We start from the raw sequence: 17,654 nt of genomic DNA, 5'->3' as shown, positions 1-17,654 counted from the left end.
TCGTGCTGGGCAGACGGTCTGAGGTCGCTTCGGCCTCGGTACCGCACCGCCCATGCGGCGCAAACGCCTGGCGTGGTGGCCTCTACTTGACGGATCCGCTGGTCAGCCCTCGGATGATGTTGCGCTGGAAGAAGTAGATGAGGATCAGCATGGGGATGATGGCCAAGGTCACGCCGGCCAGGATCAGGCCGGGGTCGCGCGCCTCCAGGGACCGCAGCTGACTCAGTCCGATCTGCAACGTCTGCATCTCCGGCGTCCTGGTGACCAGAAGCGGCCAGAAGTACTTGTTGTAGGTGGTGATGAAGGCGTAGATGGCCAGCGCCGCAAGCGCGGGCCGGGACAGGGGGGTCAGGATCGAGAACATGAACCGCATGTGACTGCACCCGTCCATCCGGGCCGCCTCGTAGATCTCCTTGGGGAACGACGCGAAGAACTGGCGCAGCAGGAATGTGCCGAACCCCATGGCCAGGAACGGCAGCGTCAGCGCCGGGAAGGTGTCGAGGAGGCCGAGGTTGGAGATGGTCAGGTAGTTAGGGATGATCAGCGATTCCCCGGGGACCATGATGGTGACGAGGAACAGGGCGAACAGGGTGTTCTTCAGTGGGAATCTGAGGAATACGAACGCGTACGCGGCCAGCAACGACGTGAGGACGGCTCCGCCCACCACCACGAGGGCCACGAAGATGCTGTTGAAGTACTGCCGGATCAGGGGTATGGCGTCCAGCACGTCGGCATAGTTGCGTAGCGTGAATTCGCTGGGGAACAGGGCGGGCGGGAACGACGTCAGCTCCCGGTCGGTCATCACTGAGCCGGCGACGGCGTAGTAGAGCGGGAAGACGATGACCGCGGTGAGGACGGTGAGCCCGGCGTAGGCGGGCAGGGATCGAAGTGTGCTCGGTCTGAACAGGCCTGTTTGTGTGCTCATCCGTAGAACACCTTGCGCTGGAGGACTCGGAACTGGAGCCAGGTGGCCGCGGTCACCACCACGAGCAGTACCACCGCCTGGACCGAGGCCAGGCCGTAGTTGCTGCCGCCGTAGGCGAACGCCGTCTGGTAGATGCCGTAGACGAGGGTGGTGGTCGCGCCGTTGGGACCGCCGCCGGTGAGGATGTGAATCTCGCCGAAGGTCTGCAGCGAGTTGATCGTCATGATCACGATCAGGAAGAAGATGGTGGGTGTGAGCAGAGGCAGGACGACCTGGCGGATCACCGTCCATCGACCAGCGCCGTCGAGGCGCGCGGCCTCGTACAGCTCGTCGGGGATGTTCTGCAGACCAGCGGACGCCACCAGCAGCGTGTAGCCGATGTTCCCCCAGACGCAGACCATGGCGAGGCTGGGTAATGCGAAGGTCGGGTTGGTGAGCCAGCCGACGCTGTCCATCCCCATCATGCGCAGGATGCCGTTGAAGACTCCGACGGCCGGATTGAAGAAGACCGCGAACACCACCGCCGTCGCCGCGGCGGAGAAACCGAACGGCGTCGACATCAACGTGCGGAAGACGTTGACGCCACGGATCCGTGCCTGCAGTGTCAACGCCAGGAAGATCCCGATGACCACGCTCGGCAGTGCGGTCATGACGACGAAGACCGCTGTGACCACGGTGATCCGGCGCAGCTCCGGGTTGGAGAAGAACTCGATGTACTGATCCATCCCGACGAACCGGGTGGGCAGGCCGAGAATGTCGTTGGCGTGGAGGCTCAGATAGATGGACTGGAACAGCGGATAGAAGTTGAAGACGGCGAAGATGGCCATCGACGGCAACAGAAGCAACGCCGCGGTCAGGAGTTCGCGGCGGTTGTACTTGGGCCGTTTCCCCACTGGAACAGACGGCGGCGCGGTGCCGGAGATACGTGTCTTCGTCGCCGCGGGCTGGCTCATGACGGGCCTCCGGAGCTTTCGGCAGCGGCTGCCTTCCATCTGCGCTGAACTGTCTCCGCGACGTCTGGCTGTGCGACCCCGAGGCCTGTCATCGGCACTGCGTCGACGGCGCCGTCGACGTCGAACATCACGCAGCCGGCCTCGACGGCGATCAGAGCCCCGGCGAGGACGTCCCACGGGTTGTAGTGCCCGCCGAGCACCGCGGCTGTGGCGCGGCCCGCGCCCACGGAGGCCAGGCTGAGCGCGCAGGACCCGAGGATCCGGGTGGCGGTGTACTCACCCTGCAGGCTCTCGATGAGGCCCTGCATGCCGGTCCATGGTGAGATACCGGACCACTCGGTGAGCAGTAGCCCTCCGCGCAGGCCGGCACGGTCGACGGCCGGGGTGATGGGCCGGCCGTCGAGCCTCGCTCCGCCGTTCCGGATCGCGCTGAACACCTCGTTCCGGTAGACGTCGTGCACGACGCCGACGGCGGTGCCTCGCGGGTCCACGGCGGCGACGCTCACACTCACACCGGGCAGGCCGTGGACGAAGTTGGTGGTGCCATCGATCGGGTCGATGTACCAGGTCAACGAGTCACGGCCGGAGTCGTCCGGGTGCGAGGAGGATGTTCCGGCCTCTTCGCCCACGACGACGTCCCCCGGGAACCGGCTGAGCAACTCCGCCCGGATGTGCTCCTCGACGGCACGGTCCACCGAGGTCACCCAGTCGCCCGGTCCGGCCTTCTCCTGCGCGTCGTCGTTGCCCGGTCTGCTGCCGGAGATCCGGGCCTGCGCCCACCTGGTGAGCTCGATGGCGACGTCGTGCGCCCCGCCGAGGTCGCGCTCGGTGCGAGTGTCCTGAGTCATCCCGCCACCCCGGTCTTCGTCGCGGCCGCGGAGACACCGGGCAGATCGTTGGTGATGAGTCCGGTGAAGCCGAGGTCTACCGCTTGGCGGAGCGCATTGGCGTCGTCGATCGTGTATGTCCACCAGGTGGTGAGTCCGACGCTTCGGTACCAGCCCAAGACGGACGGATCGAGGTCGCGCCAGCGCACGTTCATGATCTCCGGCTGCAACGCCTCCACGACCTGGGCCGGCGGCGTACTGTCGCCGGCCCAGGACAGTGCGAGCCGAGCATCGGGCAGCTCCGCTCGTACCTCGCGAAGAACCTCGTGCTGACCGATGAACACGGACCGGTCCAGCGCCGCACCGTCCCGTAGCACCGGAATCGCTCGCTGGACGGTCCCAGAACCCTTGCAGTCGACGACGAGCTGGATCGAGACCGCGTCGAGCACGTCGGCCAACGACGGCAGGATGTCGCTGACATCGCCGAAGTCGACGTCGGCCAGCTGGTCGGGCCTGCCCCAGATCCGGTTCAGATCAGCGTCGTGGAGGAGTACGGGAACCCCGTCCCGGGTGAGCCGGACGTCGAACTCGACGCCGTCGGCGCCCAGCGCCTCCGCGTTTCGCAGCGACGTGACCGTGTTCTCGGTGAACTCGGAAGGGGTTCCGCGGTGTCCGATCAAGGTGAGCACGAGTGTCCTTCGCCTCCTAGTTGGTGCCGACCGAATCGTTGTACTGCTCGATCGCCGACGTCAGTGATGCCGCGGCGTCCTGCAGCGCTTGCCTCGGTTCCTTCACGCCGAGCAGCGCCGCCTCGACGGCGTCGTTCATCCGGTCCCGCGCCTGCGGCATGACCCCCATCAGGCAACCCGTGGTATTCGCGCCCTCCGGGGTGCCGGCGAGCTGCTCACCCGCGAGCTCGAGGTCCGGGTAGTTGGCCAGGACCTCGGTGTACTCAGGCAACTCGGTGGCACGCTCATTGACTGGAACGTAGCCGGTCTGAGTGGACCACATCGCCTGGCTCTCCGGGGACATCATGAAGGCCATGAAATCGAAGACGGCGTCCTTGGCCTCGTCGGACTGGCCCGCCAGAGCCCAGAGCGATCCGCCGCCGAGCAGTGGCCCGCCGGCGTCGCCCTCGCGCGGCTTCGGGAAGGGTGCGAGGCCGACCTCGAAGTCCGAGCCATCGATGATGTCGCGCAGGTTTGCCGAGGTGAACGTCATCATGGCGGCGTTGCCGGACTGGAACGCGGCGGAGGCGTTGTTGTTGTTCCTGCCGACGTTGACCGCCAGATCATCCTCGACCATGCCGGCCCACCAGTCGACGATGTACTCGGTGACGTCGTTGTCCCACTCCACCTGGGTGGCGAGGCCGTCGCGGCCATTGCCCGCGTCGCAGTAGGGGGCGTCGGCCATAGCGAGGTACTGCTCGATCAGATAGCCGTCGATCGAGGCTACGAAGCCGTGCTCGGTGCTGCCGCCGGCGAGCTGCCCGGCAGCATCCCGAATCGCCTCTAGTGTCTGCGGCGGGTCCTCCGGATCCAGTCCTGCCTCCGCGAAGGCGTCCTTGTTGTAGTACAGAGTCGGAGCCGACACGTTGAACGGCATCGACTGCACCACGCCGTCCACCGTGTAGTAGTCGACGAGCTTCTGGTTGAGATCGTCGAAGGAGTAGCCGGCCCGGTCGGCCAGTTCCTGTACCGGGGTCGCCAGGCCGGAGTCGAACATGAATCGCGTGCTCAGCTCGTTGACCTGCACCATGCTGGGCAGATCCCCGGACTGCGCGGAGGCTCGCAACTTGGTGAGTGTGTCGTTGTAGTTGCCCTGGTAGATCGCCTCGACCTGTACGTCCATGTCGTTCTGCTCGTTGTAGCGGTCGACGAGCTCGATGATGGCCTCGCCGTTGCGGCCGGCCATGGCGTACCAGAAGCTGATCGTCCCGTCGAAGTCGCCGGCGCTTCCTCCGTCTCCTTCATCTCCGCCGTCGCCGGTGTTGCAAGCGGTGGTGAGTGTGAGTGCGGCCATGATGGCGGCCGCTGCCACGAGCCGTTGTCTCATCGCTGGGGTCCTTCCGAGTTGTGGGGCCGGGCGATGGTGTGAAACCGGTGCGGTGAGCCGCCGGAATGGGACCGTCGGCGAACTTTCGTGGCAAAACTCTAACAGTATTAACGTAAAGAACGATAGAGTTAACTTGAATACGTTATGAACGGACGGCCAACGCAGGCTCATTGGAAGGTAGGTGATCTGATGTCCATCGCACCCTCCGCCCCTGCGTTGCGTCAGGTGATCGCCCGCCCAGCGGGGACGCACCGCGTGCAGGTAGCTGTGATCGCGGAGGGATCCGGGATGTCCGAGCTCGGTGACCGTCACCCCGGACGTGCGGTGCGAAGATTCGCTGGAGCAGCCGTATCAGGCGCGCCGGACGTGCAGGTGTTCGCCGACCTCGCGAAGGAGGGCGTCGTCGGCGGCGGCGTCGACGATCAGCTGATGGAACTCCGAGACGGGTCCCAGCCGATGCAGTGCGGTCTTGCCCAGCTTGGTGTGGTCCATCAGCAGGACGCGTCGCCGCCCGGATTCCATCATGGCCCGTTTGACCATGACGATCTCGGGCTCCTGGTGGTAGGCGGTCTCCGGCGTCATCGCCGATGTGCTGAGGAAGGCCAGGTCAACACTGAGGGCGCTGATTGCCTCGATCGCGCCCATGCCGAGGAAGGCGTCGTGAGTGGAGTTGTAGTCGCCACCGATGCCGATCAGGTGGACGTCGGGTACGGTCCGCAAGGTCTGCATGATCGGCAGGTAGTTGGTCACGACGGTGAGGGGCCCGTGGTCGAGCTCGCTGAGGCGGCGGGCGAGGAAGAGGTTCGTGGTCGAGGTGTCAAGCATCATCGACATCCCCGGTTCGATCACATCCAGGGCCGCGCCGGCCAAGGCCTCCTTCTCCCGCACTTGAACCCGCAGCCGGTACTCCGAGCTGCTCTCGAAGACCGTGGACGGCTGTGCCGACACCCCGCCGTGGAACTTGCGGACGACACCGCGGCGGGCGAGCTCGTCAAGATCGCGGTGCACGGTCATCAGGCTGGCGCCGGTGAGGTCGGTGAGCTCCGCCGCCGTCGCCACGCCGTTGGCCACCACGTGGTCGACGATCGTCTGCTGACGCACCTCGCGTGCCTGCGTGCGCTTAGACAGTGGACCCTTTCCGCCGTGCGTGGCTGCCATGTGACAAGTCTGTCCTACCGACGTGCGTTGTGCGCGGCACCGCGCTGCGTCATTGAAACTCTTCCCCATTTCGGCCCGATCTCTATCGGAACATGGTGTATCTTAACATCCTCCACTGTTATCAATGTGGAGCTTGAACGTTAAGTTTCAGGTCGGCGCATAGTGGAGGTTTGGATGGAGGCGCCCGCGACGGACGTCGCCTGGGTCGGGATCGATCTTGGGACCCAGAGCGTACGAGCGGCGATCGTGGATGATCACGGCTCCGTGCTGTCGCTGGGATCCGCACCGTTGGCCAGCCGGCGGCGCACCGTGGAAGGCAGCCGTCAGCACGAGCAGGACCCCCATCAGTGGTGGGATGCCGTCGGGGAGGCCTCCCGGAGCGCGTTCGCTGCGCTGTCATCCGATGTCGTCCCCGGTCACATCGGCGGCGTGGCCATCTGCAGCACCTCCGGCACCGTGCTGCTGACCGATGAGCGCGGCGCGCCGCTGACGCCGGCGTTGATGTACGACGACGCCCGTGCCGGCGACGAGCTGGCCCGAATCCACGCCCTGAGCGACGTCGTCCCGCAGAGCGCGGACGTCCAGTTGTCCTGGGCGCTGCCCAAGCTCGGGTGGCTGATGCGCCATCGTGCGGGTACCGGTGCGGGGAACCGAGCCGCGCCACCTGGCAGATGGGTGGCGCACAGCGCGGACGTGATCGCCGCCAACCTGGTGGGGCACCGCACGCACACGGACACGAGTCACGCGCTCAAGTCGGGATACGACGTGGTGAAGGGTGGATGGAACCATGCGCTCGCCGATGCCGCGGGCGTGGACCTGGCCGTTCTTCCGGAGGTCGTCAGGCCGGGGACCACACTGGGTACGGTGACCGCCCACGCCGCCACACACACCGGTATTCCCGCCGGAACGCCCGTGGTGGCCGGCATGACCGACGGCTGCGCCGCGCAGATCGCCGCGGGATCACTCGCACCGGGCACGTGGAACTCGGTGCTGGGCACGACCCTGGTGCTGAAGGGCGTCTCGTCGGAACTCATCGCGGATCCGGACGGCGCGGTCTACAGCCACCTGCATCCAGACGGCGGCTGGCTCCCCGGCGGGGCATCGAACGTGGGGGCCGGCGTCATCACCGAGGAGTTCGGCACCCATGACCTGGACCGGCTCAGCGACGCTGCGAGCCGTTTCGAGCCGGCTGGTGCGGTGATCTATCCGCTGAGCGCCCGGGGGGAGCGGTTTCCCTTCGTCCGGCCCGACGCCACGGGCTTCCAGCTGGGAGACGTGAGTGCTCCCGAGGAGAAGTACGCGGCGATGATCCAGGGTGTGGCCTTCGTCGAGCGGCTGTGCTTCGAGCATCTGGCGGCCATCGGCGCCGACGTCTCGGGCCACATCAGCGTGACCGGCGGCGCCACCCGCAGCGCGTATTGGAACCAGCTGCGCGCCGACGTCCTCGGCCGACCGCTCGTCCTGCCCGAGAGCCCGGAGCCGTCATTCGGGATGGCGGTACTGGCGTCGTCGCGCGAGGAGAGCGTTACCGCGCGTGCCGGCCGGATGGTGACCACCAAGGCCATCGTGGAACCCCGACCGCACGCGCATGAACGTTTCAGCGCCGGCTACGCCACGCTGGCGGCCGAACTTGTGCGCCGCGGGTACATCAACGAGAGTTTCACCGTCGATCTTTCCCGGAGTACGTCATGACCTCGCCGACCACGCTCACCCTCGCCCGGCACGGCCGCACGCCGTGGCACGAAGGCAACCGCTACACGGGCTCCTCCGACATCGGCATCGACGACGTCGGGCAGCAGCAGGCGCGCGCCCTCGCGATCTGGGCCGCGGACGCCAAGCCCCATCACGTGTACGCGTCGACGATGCTGCGGGCCAGACAGACCGCGCAGCCGGTGGGCGAGACCCTCGGGCTGGACGTCACCACCGACGCCCGCCTGTGCGAACTGGACTTCGGCGAGGCGGAAGGGCACACGCTCGACGAGCTGCGGGTCACTCATCCGCGGGCGGTCGAACTGTTCCTCCAGGACCCTTCCGCACACCACCTACCGGGAGGTGAGCACCCGGAGGACGCCGCGACGCGAGCGACGTCGGCGCTCACCGAGATCGCGGGCCGGCATCCGGGGCAGGATGTCCTCGTGATCTGCCACAACACGCTCATTCGGTTGATCGTCTGCCGGTACCTGGGCGTCCCGCTGAGCGCCTACCGCACGGCGCTGCGGGGGATGGCGCCCACGGCCACGACACAGCTGTCGGTGCGCGCCGGCGGCACCGTGACGCTCGAATATTACAACCGCACGCCGTCTGACCACGTCGAATCGCATACGCAAGCACAGGAACACGCCGGAGGGGCGCCACATGGCCAGGTCCTTTGAACCCGCGGTGAGCCGGAACTCCCGTGGGGACCGGCAGAACAAGATCGCCGAGTACGTCCTGCGGGAGGGCTCGGTGTCCGCCAGCCAGCTGGCTGACCTGTTCGACGTCAGTCTGATGACCGTGCACCGGGACCTCGATGAGCTGGAGCGGCAGGGCGTCGTCCGCAAGTTCCGCGGCGGAGTCAGCGCCCAGCCGTCCAGCGTTTTCGAAAGCAACGTCGCATATCGGCTGCGCTCGGCCCAGGCGGAGAAGGCCGCCATCGCCCAGCACGCCCGGACGCTCGTGGAGCCGGGCATGGCGGTCATGCTCGACGATTCCACCACCACGCTGCAGGTGGCGTACCTCCTCGACGACGCGGCACCGCTCACGGTGATCACGAACTTCCTGGAAGTGATCAAGACAGTGAGTCAGATGCCGGGCATCCGGCTGATCTCGCTGGGCGGGGAGTACTACCCGACGCACGACTCATTTCTGGGTGTGCCCTGCATCGAGGCGATCGAATCGCTGCGCGCGGACGTTCTGTTCACCTCTACCTCGGCCGTGTCGCCCACGCATGCGTTCCATCAGGAGCAAGAGATCGTCCTGGTGAAGCGGGCGATGATGAGGTCCGCCGCGAGGAAAGTGCTGCTGATCGACCACACCAAGCTGAGTGGGACGGCGCTGCACCAGCTGGCGCCACTGACCGACTTCGACGACGTCGTGGTGGACGGCGGAGCGCCGTCCGACGTGGTCCGCGCGCTGCGCGACCGGCGCGTGAACGTGCATATCGCGGAGGTCGATCCGAACCCGGCCGCCGGTTGATCTTGAGCGAGCGTCCCTCGCTCAAGCGCCGAAAGGGAGTCGTGTCCGGGACCAATACGAGTAGTAGTCCTGAAGCCCAAGGGAGGCCGGTATGTATATCGGAGTCGATATCGGGACGTCGCTGACCAAGGCGGTCGCCTATGGCCCCGGGGGAGATCAGGTGGCGGTGCACAGTGTGCCCACGCAGCTGGCGTATCCCGCCGAGGGCCAGGTCGAACAGGACATCGACGCCGTCGTCGAGTCCGTCGCCGACGTGGTCCGGGCCGTGTCGGCAGAACTGCCCTCACCGCCCGCGCTGCTGGCCCTGACCGGGCAGGGAGACGGCTGCTGGCTGCACGACGAGCAAGGACGAGCGGTCCGGCCCGCGGTGTCCTGGCTGGACGCGCGGGCCTCGGACATCGTGCGGAGGTGGGACGACGACGGCACGGCCGATCTCATCCTGAGCCGCAACGGAGGCATGGTCTTCCCCGGAGCGTCCGCCGCCATTCTCGCCGCCCTCGACCGGGACGAACCCGCGGTGCTGGACCGGGCATCCACGGCGACGCACTGCCTCGGTGTGGTGTTCCATAGGCTGACTGGTGCGCGTGAGATCGACGTGTCCGACGCGTCGTACCCGTTCCTCGATCCTCGTCGTCGCGACTACGACGAGGCGATCGTTCGGGCCTGCGGTCTGGAGCATCGCCGCGACCTCCTGCCCCCGGTCACGGCAGCGGGCGGCCCGGTGGCAGAACTGACGGCCGGTGCGGCGGAGTCGCTGGGCGTCCCGGCCGGTACCCCGGTGTCCGCGGGGCCGTACGACCTCTTGGCCTCGGCACGGGGTAGTGGCGTCGTCGCCCCCGGGGACGGCCTGCTGATCGTCGGCACGACGCTGAGCTGTCAGGTGATCACGGACGATCCCTCGCCCATCGTGGACACGGATCCCAGTGTGGAGGAGAACGCGCTGTTACGCGCCGGGCTGCTGCTCGGGATGTGGGACGACGCGCTGTGGATGCGCGCGATGCCGGCCATGGTGGGTACGGCCTCGCTGGGATGGCTGCTGGATGCCATCGGGTCGTCGGTGGACGAGCTCGGGGGGTTCCTCGACGCCTCGCCGCCCGGCGCGCGCGGGGTGCGGGTACTGCCGTACTGGTCGGCGTCGGGGGAACGGGCGCCTTTCGTGGACTCGTCGGCGCGCGGGCGCTTCGACGGGCTACACCTGGGCACATCGCGATCCGACCTGGTCCGCGGGCTGTGCGAAGGGCTAGCCTTCGCCGCGCGGCACTGCTTCGACGCCGCCGGGCTGACGGGGCGGCTCGCTGTCTGCGGCGGCGGTGCACAGAGCGCCGAGTGGACCCAGCTCTTCGCCGACGTGCTCGGCCGCCCCCTGGAGGTGGTCGACATCGCCCAGGCCGGAGCCTACGGCGCCGTGCTCTCGGCGCTGGAGGCGCAGGGCCAGGCGCCGGACTGGCCGGTCCCGCGGCACGTCGTGGAACCGGGCGAAGGCAATCGGCAGCTGTACGACGACGCATTCGCCGACTACCTGAACCGCGTGACGAGTGCCCGCGAATCGTGGCGGGCTCTGTGACCGAGAGGAAGAGAGACTGATGAACACCGCACGCCGGGTGCTTCTGGCGGGAGACCACTTCGTCGGCAATGATCTACTGGAGGACCGCCTGCGCCGGGTCGTGGAGCATCCGCGGCACGTTCTCGACGTCACGCGCCTGGATCTTCCGTGGCCTCTCATCCCCTTCGGTTCGGTCGGCGAGGTCGACGAGGCCTCCGACGTCGAGGACGAGATGGTCGAGCTCATCGCCGGCGCGGAGATCGCCGTGACCCAGATGGCTCCGTTCACCGCCCGCGTGCTCGACGCCGCGCCGCAGCTCAAGCTCATCGTGTGCACCCGAGGCGGACCGGTCAACGTCAACGTCCCCGCGGCGGCCGAGCGTGGCGTCGTCGTCTGCAACACTCCCGGCCGGAACGCGGTGGCCGCGGCCGAGCATGCCGTGACCCTGATGCTGAGCACGCTGCGGTCGATCCCGCGCATCCACGCCGGTGTAGCGGCCGGTCAGTGGCGCAGCGACCTCTACGCGTACGACGAGTGCGGGCTCGAGCTCGGTGGCTCCACGGTCGGTCTGGTCGGGTACGGAGCGATCGGGCGGCGAGTGGCGAAGATCCTTCTGGCATTCGAGGCCGACGTTCTGGTCCACGATCCGTTCATCGGCCCCGCCGACGTCCTGCCGGGTGTCGAGCTGGTGGATTTGGACGAGCTCCTGAACCGCAGCGACGTGGTGAGCTTGCATGCTCGCATGACGCCGGAGACCGCCGGTATGATCAATCGGGAGACGCTGGCCGCGATGCGGCCGGGAAGCTATCTGGTGAACACGGCGCGAGGTGGCCTGGTCGACTACGACGCCCTCACCGAAGCGCTCGACGCCGGTCATCTCGCGGGCGCGGGCCTGGACGTGTACCCGTCCGAGCCCATTGCGGACGGGTGGCCGCTTCTGCGCTCGGAGAAGGTCGTCATGACTCCTCACCTGGCCGGAGCTACCCGGCAGACCGCACATCGCGCTGCGGAGCTGGGCGCGGGCGTGGTGGCCGCATATCTCGACGGCAGGGCGTTGCCAGGGGTCGTCAAACCCTGAACTCGCCCCGATTGGGTAATGACAGGCAAAGGGTTCAACTACGACTCATGCGATACTGAACATTACGTGAACGGAAGTTGAACGGGAGATGAATGAAAACCCAAGAGGAGATGCCGACGGTGAAGTCGCCCTGGCGACGACTACGACGATGGAGGTCGTCGTGGCGCGGGGGCAGTGATGCTGACCTGTCCCGAGCCCTGACCGGCCAGGTGCATGCCGCACTGGAGGGCGCCGCTTTGGCCCAGGCCATGGTCAACAAGAAGGTCACTCCAGCCGAGGCGCGGGAGCAGATCGCCGACGTCGAGCACCGCGGTGACGAGATGCGCGCCGAACTGGTCGAGCGGCTGTCCAAGACCCTTGTGGCTCCGCTGGACCGCGAAGACCTGTTCCGGCTCTCCCGTTCCATCGACGACGTTCTCGACACCATCCGCGACTTCGTCCGGGAAGCCGACCTCTATCAGATCGAGAACCGCAAGACATACCGGCCCTTTGTCGACGCCGTCGTCGCCGCGATCGAGTCGCTGGAGGAGGCGGTCGAGTCGCTGTGGAGCAAACCGCAGCGGGTGCCGATGAAGTCTCTCGACGCGAAGAAGGCCGCACGCGCGGTCAACCGCGCGTACCAAGAGGAGTTCGCCAAGATCGTCGGCGGCGAGCTCTCTCCGCATGCCCTCAAGCACCGCGAGCTGATCAAACGACTTGACTGGGTCGGCGTCCGGATCAATGATGCCGCCGACGTCCTCACCGACGGAGCGCTCAAGCGCGGTTACTAGTGGTCCTGCGGTGCAGGAACCCAGGTTCCAGGCAGGCCGTCAAGGGGGCTGCGACGTCGGACCTGACCGAGGACCGGCCACGACGGTGCCGGTATGACAAGGGAGGACTGTGGCACCGGAGTTGCTGATCGCTCTAGCGGTCGCGTTCGTGGTGGTGACCGGTATGAACGACGGGGGTGCGCTGATCGCGCCGGGGCTGCGGGTACCGGCGCTGTCGGTACCGGTCAGTCTAGCCATCCTCACCACCGCCGTCGTCGCCCTTCCCCTCCTGGTGAGCACCGCTGTCGCCGACACGATGGCCGGTGCGATCGTTTCGAACGACGACGACGCGCCCACGGCTCTGGCCATCGGCTTCCTGGTGGCGATCGTCGTGGTGATGAGCCTCGCGTGGGCCGGCTTGCCGACAAGCTTGACGCTGGCCGTGATCGGGGCGATCGCCGGCGCGGGACTTGGCATGGATCTCGCCGTAGGTTGGAACTCGGTGATCCGGGTGCTGAGCATCGGGATGGCCGCACCCATCGTCGGAATGCTGCTGGCGCTGGCGGGTTCCTGGATTTGGCGTGCCGCGCGCGATGCCTCGTACCTTTCCACCGTCCGGCGTTCGCACATGGCGGCCTTCGTCGCCCAATGCGTGGCATACGGGGCGAACGACGGTCAGAAGATGCTGGTGCTTTTCATGGCCGCGACGGCCGCGGGCAACGGCGGGCGGGCTGTGCCGTGGTGGGCGTACCTGGTCATCGTCGCAGGGTTCGGCGTGGGTGCGGTGCTCGGATTGCCCAAGATCGCGCGCACGGTGGGCAACGGCATCCTCAGCACCCGTCCCACGCACGCGGTGACGGCCGAATTCTCCGCGGCCGCGGCCGTTCTCGGCAGTGCCGCGGTAGGCGCGCCGGTCAGCATGACCCAGTCGATCGCCGGTGGACTGCTCGGCGCTGGGGTTCACGAGAGCTATCGGCGGGTGCGCTGGCGCGTCGTCCGCAATCTTGCCCTGGCGTGGGTGGTGACCCTCCCGGTCAGCTTCGGCGCCGCCGCGGTGGCCGGTCTGGTGGCCGCGGCGTTGTCGTGAGCGTTCCGCTCCGATGGGCGTGCCACGCCGGACGTATCGCGCGCCTGGCCGGGTGTGCCATGCCGGCCGTGTCGCCGCTGGCCGTGGGGTCACATGCCGTTGGGCGCTGGTTGATCACGACATATCATGATGCTGTGAGTACCACGGGTGCACCTGTACCGCCATATCACCCGCAAGAACACCCCAGCCACATTCGCAGTACGGATGCTCAGCGGGACGAGGTGGCGGCCATGGTGAGGGCAGCCGCTGGAGACGGCCGGCTGGACCTTGTCGAACTCGACGACCGGCTGGGCCACGTGTACGCCGCGAAGACTCACGGAGACCTCGCCAAGATCGTGGCCGACATCGTGCCAATGCGCCCTGCGCCGCCGGCTCCGGTTCGCCCTGCGCCGCTGCCGGACCGGGCGCCCGATACCAGCCCGCGAACCATCATGCCGGGCTTCCTGCTGTGCCTGTTCCTCGGTGTCTTCGGCGCGCACCGGTTCTACGTGGGCAAGAACGGCTCGGGCGCGGCCATGATCGTGCTCGCCATCTGCACGTTCGGAGTCGCGTCCGGCGTGTGGGCCTTCATCGACCTCATCGTGCTCGCCACCGGCTCGTTCCGCGACGAGCAGGGCAGGACGTTGCGCGACTGGACGTGACGTCGTCGTTTGTGTTTCTCCTTGGCACGTCGACGAACACCCATGTCTCGACAAGGCCTGATGCGGCGGCGAGGGGCTGGGTGTCGGCAGAAGGCTGATGCGGCGCTGTGCGCTGATGCGGCGCGAGGCTGGTGAGGTCGCGCGGGCTGGTGAGATTGCGCCGGCTGGTGAGGCTGTGCCTCGCGTTCGGCGCCGTTCTGGCTGCATGATGGAGCGTGTGAGAGCCGATCGAGTGCACTCGTGGGCCGCGATGCTCGTCGCCGTGACGATGACCGGTGTGGTGGCGTGCTCTGCTGGCGACGACGGCGCCCCGGACGGTCGCGCCGACGGTGCGGCCGGGTCCGCCACGCAGCCCGCTACGGGACCCGCGCCGAGTACGCCCGAGCCCATCGAAACGGACTCGACAGAGACCGATCCCGCCGAGGCCGACGCCCCGACGGAAGCGCCCGCGGCGGGCGAGGACACGGCGTCCTCACCCTCGGCGCCGGTGACGGAGCCACCGCACCCGGTCTCCCTACCCGCACTCATGGAGCAGGAGTTCGATGGCGGTGATCTGGAGCTCGGGGATGTCCTTGAAGATGCCGGCAGTTACATCCGATACGCGGTCACGTACCGAAGCGGGGATCTGACGGTCTCGGGGATCATGAACGTCCCCGAGGGCGACGGTCCACATCCCGTACTCGTGCTCGCCCATGGCTACATCGATCCGGAGATCTACACGACCGGGCGCGGCCTCGCGCGTGAGCAGGACTATCTTGCCCGGGAGGGGTACGCCGTCCTGCATACCGACTACCGCAACCACGCCCAGTCCGACGACGACCCGGAGAACGAGGTGCGACTGCGCCTGGGATACACCGAAGATGTGGTGAACGCCGTGCTCGCGATCCGCGATTCGTCGCTGCCGTTCCTCGACGGCGACCGGGTCGGCTTGCTCGGCCGGTCGATGGGAGGCGGGGTAACGCTCAACGCCCTCGTCGTCCAGCCGGGCCTGGTGGATGCGGCCGTCGTGTACGCGTCGGTCAGCTCTGACGCGGTGGACAACTTCGACCGGTGGACGAGAGGAAACCCCGAGGCGGCCGAGCTGACCGAGGAGATCATCGATGCCTACGGTCCGCCCGAGGACGCGCCGGGGTTCTGGCAGGACGTTTCCCCGGTCACGTTTTTCGACCAGGTGACGGAGCCGGTCCTGATGCACCACGGGACGGCAGACGACACTTGCCCGATCGAATGGGCTCATGACACCAGAGACGCGCTGGCGGATGCGGGAGCGGATGTGACCCTTGAGGTGTACGAAGGGGAACAGCACGCGTTCGAGCCACAGTGGCAGGCGTCCATCGAGACGACCGCGGAGTTCTTCGACCGGCACCTGGGCTGATGACGACCGGCACCTGGGCTGATGACGACCGGCACCTGGGCTGACGACGACCGGGTGGGGGCGTCTGGGCTGGCAGCAGTGCGGTGACCTGAGTCATCACGTAGTGCGGACCGTGGGGCCGTACCATCGTCGGCGATCGTCACCGATGGAGTTGAAACTTCTTCGGGCAGATAGAAGAGCTTGATCCGAACGTGTGTTTGATCTATGATGATCTTAAGTCGGAAAGGATTGGCGCCACGTCGCTTGTGGCCGTGACGGCTCGTGGATACGGAGCATTCGTCATGCCAGAGCCCTGCTGGCGGTCTTCCCCGTGCTGAGGTCGTCGGTTCGTTGCTGTCCGCTCCGTGGTCGCGAAGGAGGTGCCGTGATGCGTCCCAGGCGTAAGGATCCCGGGCGTGGCGGTCCGCGTGCCGAGCTCACGCGCTCCGGACGCCAGGGTGATTCGGGCGGACGCCACGGCGGCTCGGGCGGAAACAACGGCGCTGGTGGCCGGTATGGGTCCGGCCGTAACCACCGGTTCGGTAATGAGGGCCGCGACGCCACTGGCGTGGCAACGGAGCCGATCCCCGACGGGTTGGCGCAGATGCCTCCTGGAGCAGAGCTGGCGGCGCAGCTGGCTGAGATCTCGGTAGGCCAGGTTTCCGGCCACGACGTGATCGACGTCATGAAAGCGGCGTACCGGCTGTCCAATCACTATCGCACCGTGTTCCTGCGTGCCGTGCTCGAGTCCGGAATGCGACAGCCGCAGTCATGGGACTCGGTTTCCCGGGTCGAGCAGCCGGGCGAGTTCGCCGCTGAGCACGTCCGCGCGGAGTTGATCTGGTCTCGGCGTAGGGCGGAGACGGCGTTCGAGTTCTCGTGGGACATACACATGCGGTTACCGATGGTGGCCGAAGCCCTGTATGCCGGGAACCTGGATGAGCCGCGGGCTGCGGCGTTGTGCCAATGGACCACGGATCTCACCGATGATCAAGCCGCGCAGGTATGTGCCGACCTTCTTCCCCGTGCGCCCGGGATGCTGGTCGGCGAACTGATCGACGCGATCAAGCGCGCGGCGTTGGGAATCGACCCGCAGTGGGCGGAAAAGCGGTACAAGAGGGCTGTCAAGGGCCGGCGCGTTGTCGGCACACGAAACGACGACGGTACGGCAAACATCAACGGTTTGGACTTGCCGGTGGAGCGTGCGGCAGCGGGGTGTGATCGCATCGACACCCTCGCGATGTGCTGCAAGCGGGCTGGAGACAGGCGGCGTATCGATCACATCCGTGCCGACATCTATCTGGGTCTGCTGGACGGCGCCCTGGTAGGGCTCAATGACAAGCAGATCGTGGAGTACGTCGTCGCGCATCCCTTTCTCGCCCACGAGGATGAAGCACAGGCCACTTCCGCCGGAGCCGGTGCGAGCCACGATCACAACAGTGCCGGCATGGTTGTCCACGACGGACCTGCAGGTGGTGGAGGAACTGACGGCGGTGCTCCCTCGGGCGACGGTGGCTCCTCGGGTGACGGTGGTTCGGGCGGCGATGGGCTCGCTGATGGTGATGGTGGGCCTGCAGGTGGTGGAGGAACTGACGGCGGTGGTCCCTCGGGCGGCGGTGGTCCCTCAGGCAGCGACGGGCTTGCGAATGGTGATGGTGGGCCTGCAGGTGGTGGATCTGCGAGTTTCCACGGTGGATTTCGCCAAGATGATCACGGCGCCGCGGTGTCGGGGCGGCCGGCTGCTTCCGCCGGGGGAGGAAACGCCGGTAGTGCGGGCGCGTCTGACGCGGCCACAGTAGGAGGCGACCGCGGCTCAGCAGTCGACCGCGACCCAGCAATCGACCCGCGCCCGGGAGACAGTTTCTCCCCCGGGGGCGCCACCTCAGGGGACCCCTCTCCGAGTGTGGGACACGCCGGCACCGCCTGGTCCGTGCGAGAGCTGCGTGTGCAGGTGTCGACGCTGCTTCACATGGACGAACATCCGGGCGAGATCGTGGGATGGGGCTTCGTTACCGCCTCGGTCGCGCGCCAAGTGATCGACACGATGCGATCCGCCGAATGGCGATGGGTGATGTGTGATCGACATGGCCGTCCGCTCGAATGTGGTATC

General features: G+C 67.2%; 16 protein-coding genes and 1 pseudogene. 11 read left to right on the top strand and 6 right to left on the bottom strand.

Features of this window, described 5'->3' with window-relative positions; all coding sequences use genetic code 11:
• Positions 1–82 precede the first annotated feature (82 nt).
• From G1H11_RS22185 to G1H11_RS22160, 6 genes are all read right to left on the bottom strand, one after another.
• Positions 83–925 (bottom strand): carbohydrate ABC transporter permease, encoded by an 843-nt coding sequence (locus G1H11_RS22185; RefSeq protein WP_163820792.1) that lies wholly within the window; start codon positions 923–925, stop codon positions 83–85.
• Entirely contained in the window at positions 922–1,878 is a 957-nt protein-coding gene (locus G1H11_RS22180) for a carbohydrate ABC transporter permease (RefSeq protein WP_163820791.1), read from the bottom strand. Before G1H11_RS22180 ends, G1H11_RS22185 begins: the two co-directional genes overlap by 4 nt.
• On the bottom strand, positions 1,875–2,726 hold the full coding sequence (locus G1H11_RS22175) for an inositol monophosphatase family protein (RefSeq protein ID WP_163820790.1): 852 nt from the start codon (positions 2,724–2,726) through the stop codon (positions 1,875–1,877). Before G1H11_RS22175 ends, G1H11_RS22180 begins: the two co-directional genes overlap by 4 nt.
• Positions 2,723–3,394: a glycerophosphodiester phosphodiesterase family protein gene (locus G1H11_RS22170; protein ID WP_163820789.1), complete on the bottom strand. Its 672-nt coding sequence runs from the start codon at positions 3,392–3,394 to the stop codon at positions 2,723–2,725. Before G1H11_RS22170 ends, G1H11_RS22175 begins: the two co-directional genes overlap by 4 nt.
• Positions 3,395–3,410: 16 nt before the next feature.
• Positions 3,411–4,760, bottom strand: a complete 1,350-nt coding sequence (locus tag G1H11_RS22165; RefSeq protein WP_163820788.1) for an ABC transporter substrate-binding protein — start codon at positions 4,758–4,760, stop codon at positions 3,411–3,413.
• 351 nt (positions 4,761–5,111) lie between these two features.
• The gene (locus tag G1H11_RS22160) at positions 5,112–5,918 is read right to left on the bottom strand and encodes a DeoR/GlpR family DNA-binding transcription regulator (protein ID WP_163820787.1); all 807 of its coding nucleotides are present in this window, start codon (positions 5,916–5,918) and stop codon (positions 5,112–5,114) included.
• Positions 5,919–6,092: 174 nt separating this feature from the next.
• On the opposite strand from G1H11_RS22160, the gene G1H11_RS22155 reads away from it, so the two are divergent.
• The 11 genes and pseudogenes from G1H11_RS22155 to G1H11_RS26115 all read left to right on the top strand — a co-directional run bounded on the left by G1H11_RS22155 (position 6,093) and on the right by G1H11_RS26115 (position 17,343).
• Positions 6,093–7,610, top strand: a complete 1,518-nt coding sequence (locus G1H11_RS22155; protein ID WP_163820786.1) for an FGGY-family carbohydrate kinase — start codon at positions 6,093–6,095, stop codon at positions 7,608–7,610.
• Positions 7,607–8,290, top strand: a complete 684-nt coding sequence (locus G1H11_RS22150; protein WP_163820785.1) for a histidine phosphatase family protein — start codon at positions 7,607–7,609, stop codon at positions 8,288–8,290. Before G1H11_RS22155 ends, G1H11_RS22150 begins: the two co-directional genes overlap by 4 nt.
• Positions 8,274–9,092 carry a DeoR/GlpR family DNA-binding transcription regulator gene (locus tag G1H11_RS22145; RefSeq protein WP_163820784.1) on the top strand — a complete coding sequence of 273 codons (819 nt, stop codon included), beginning with the start codon at positions 8,274–8,276 and terminating at the stop codon, positions 9,090–9,092. The genes G1H11_RS22150 and G1H11_RS22145 overlap by 17 nt, the downstream gene beginning before the upstream one ends.
• 91 nt (positions 9,093–9,183) lie before the next feature.
• Positions 9,184–10,656: an FGGY-family carbohydrate kinase gene (locus G1H11_RS22140; RefSeq protein WP_163820783.1), complete on the top strand. Its 1,473-nt coding sequence runs from the start codon at positions 9,184–9,186 to the stop codon at positions 10,654–10,656.
• A gap of 19 nt (positions 10,657–10,675) precedes the next feature.
• A complete protein-coding gene (locus tag G1H11_RS22135; protein WP_163820782.1) occupies positions 10,676–11,713 on the top strand; it encodes a 2-hydroxyacid dehydrogenase in 1,038 nt (345 codons plus the stop codon).
• Between the two features lie 92 nt (positions 11,714–11,805).
• The gene (locus G1H11_RS22130) at positions 11,806–12,483 is read left to right on the top strand and encodes a DUF47 domain-containing protein (protein ID WP_216844028.1); all 678 of its coding nucleotides are present in this window, start codon (positions 11,806–11,808) and stop codon (positions 12,481–12,483) included.
• A 109-nt stretch (positions 12,484–12,592) separates the two neighbouring features.
• Positions 12,593–13,549, top strand: a complete 957-nt coding sequence (locus tag G1H11_RS22125) for an inorganic phosphate transporter (protein WP_163820781.1) — start codon at positions 12,593–12,595, stop codon at positions 13,547–13,549.
• 134 nt (positions 13,550–13,683) lie between these two features.
• Entirely contained in the window at positions 13,684–14,190 is a 507-nt protein-coding gene (locus tag G1H11_RS25355; protein ID WP_216844027.1) for a DUF1707 domain-containing protein, read from the top strand.
• A 217-nt stretch (positions 14,191–14,407) separates the two neighbouring features.
• A complete protein-coding gene (locus tag G1H11_RS27265) occupies positions 14,408–15,565 on the top strand; it encodes an alpha/beta hydrolase family protein (RefSeq protein WP_216844026.1) in 1,158 nt (385 codons plus the stop codon).
• Positions 15,566–15,932: 367 nt separating this feature from the next.
• Positions 15,933–16,736, top strand: a pseudogene (locus G1H11_RS27540) (DUF222 domain-containing protein); the annotation flags it as partial.
• A 247-nt stretch (positions 16,737–16,983) separates the two neighbouring features.
• Positions 16,984–17,343, top strand: a complete 360-nt coding sequence (locus G1H11_RS26115; RefSeq protein ID WP_246211702.1) for a hypothetical protein — start codon at positions 16,984–16,986, stop codon at positions 17,341–17,343.
• The last annotated feature ends 311 nt before the right edge of the window (positions 17,344–17,654 follow it).

This window comes from Phytoactinopolyspora alkaliphila, assembly GCF_010550695.1.
Classification (GTDB): domain Bacteria; phylum Actinomycetota; class Actinomycetes; order Jiangellales; family Jiangellaceae; genus Phytoactinopolyspora; species Phytoactinopolyspora alkaliphila.
This window is presented reverse-complemented; position numbering and strand designations above follow the sequence as displayed.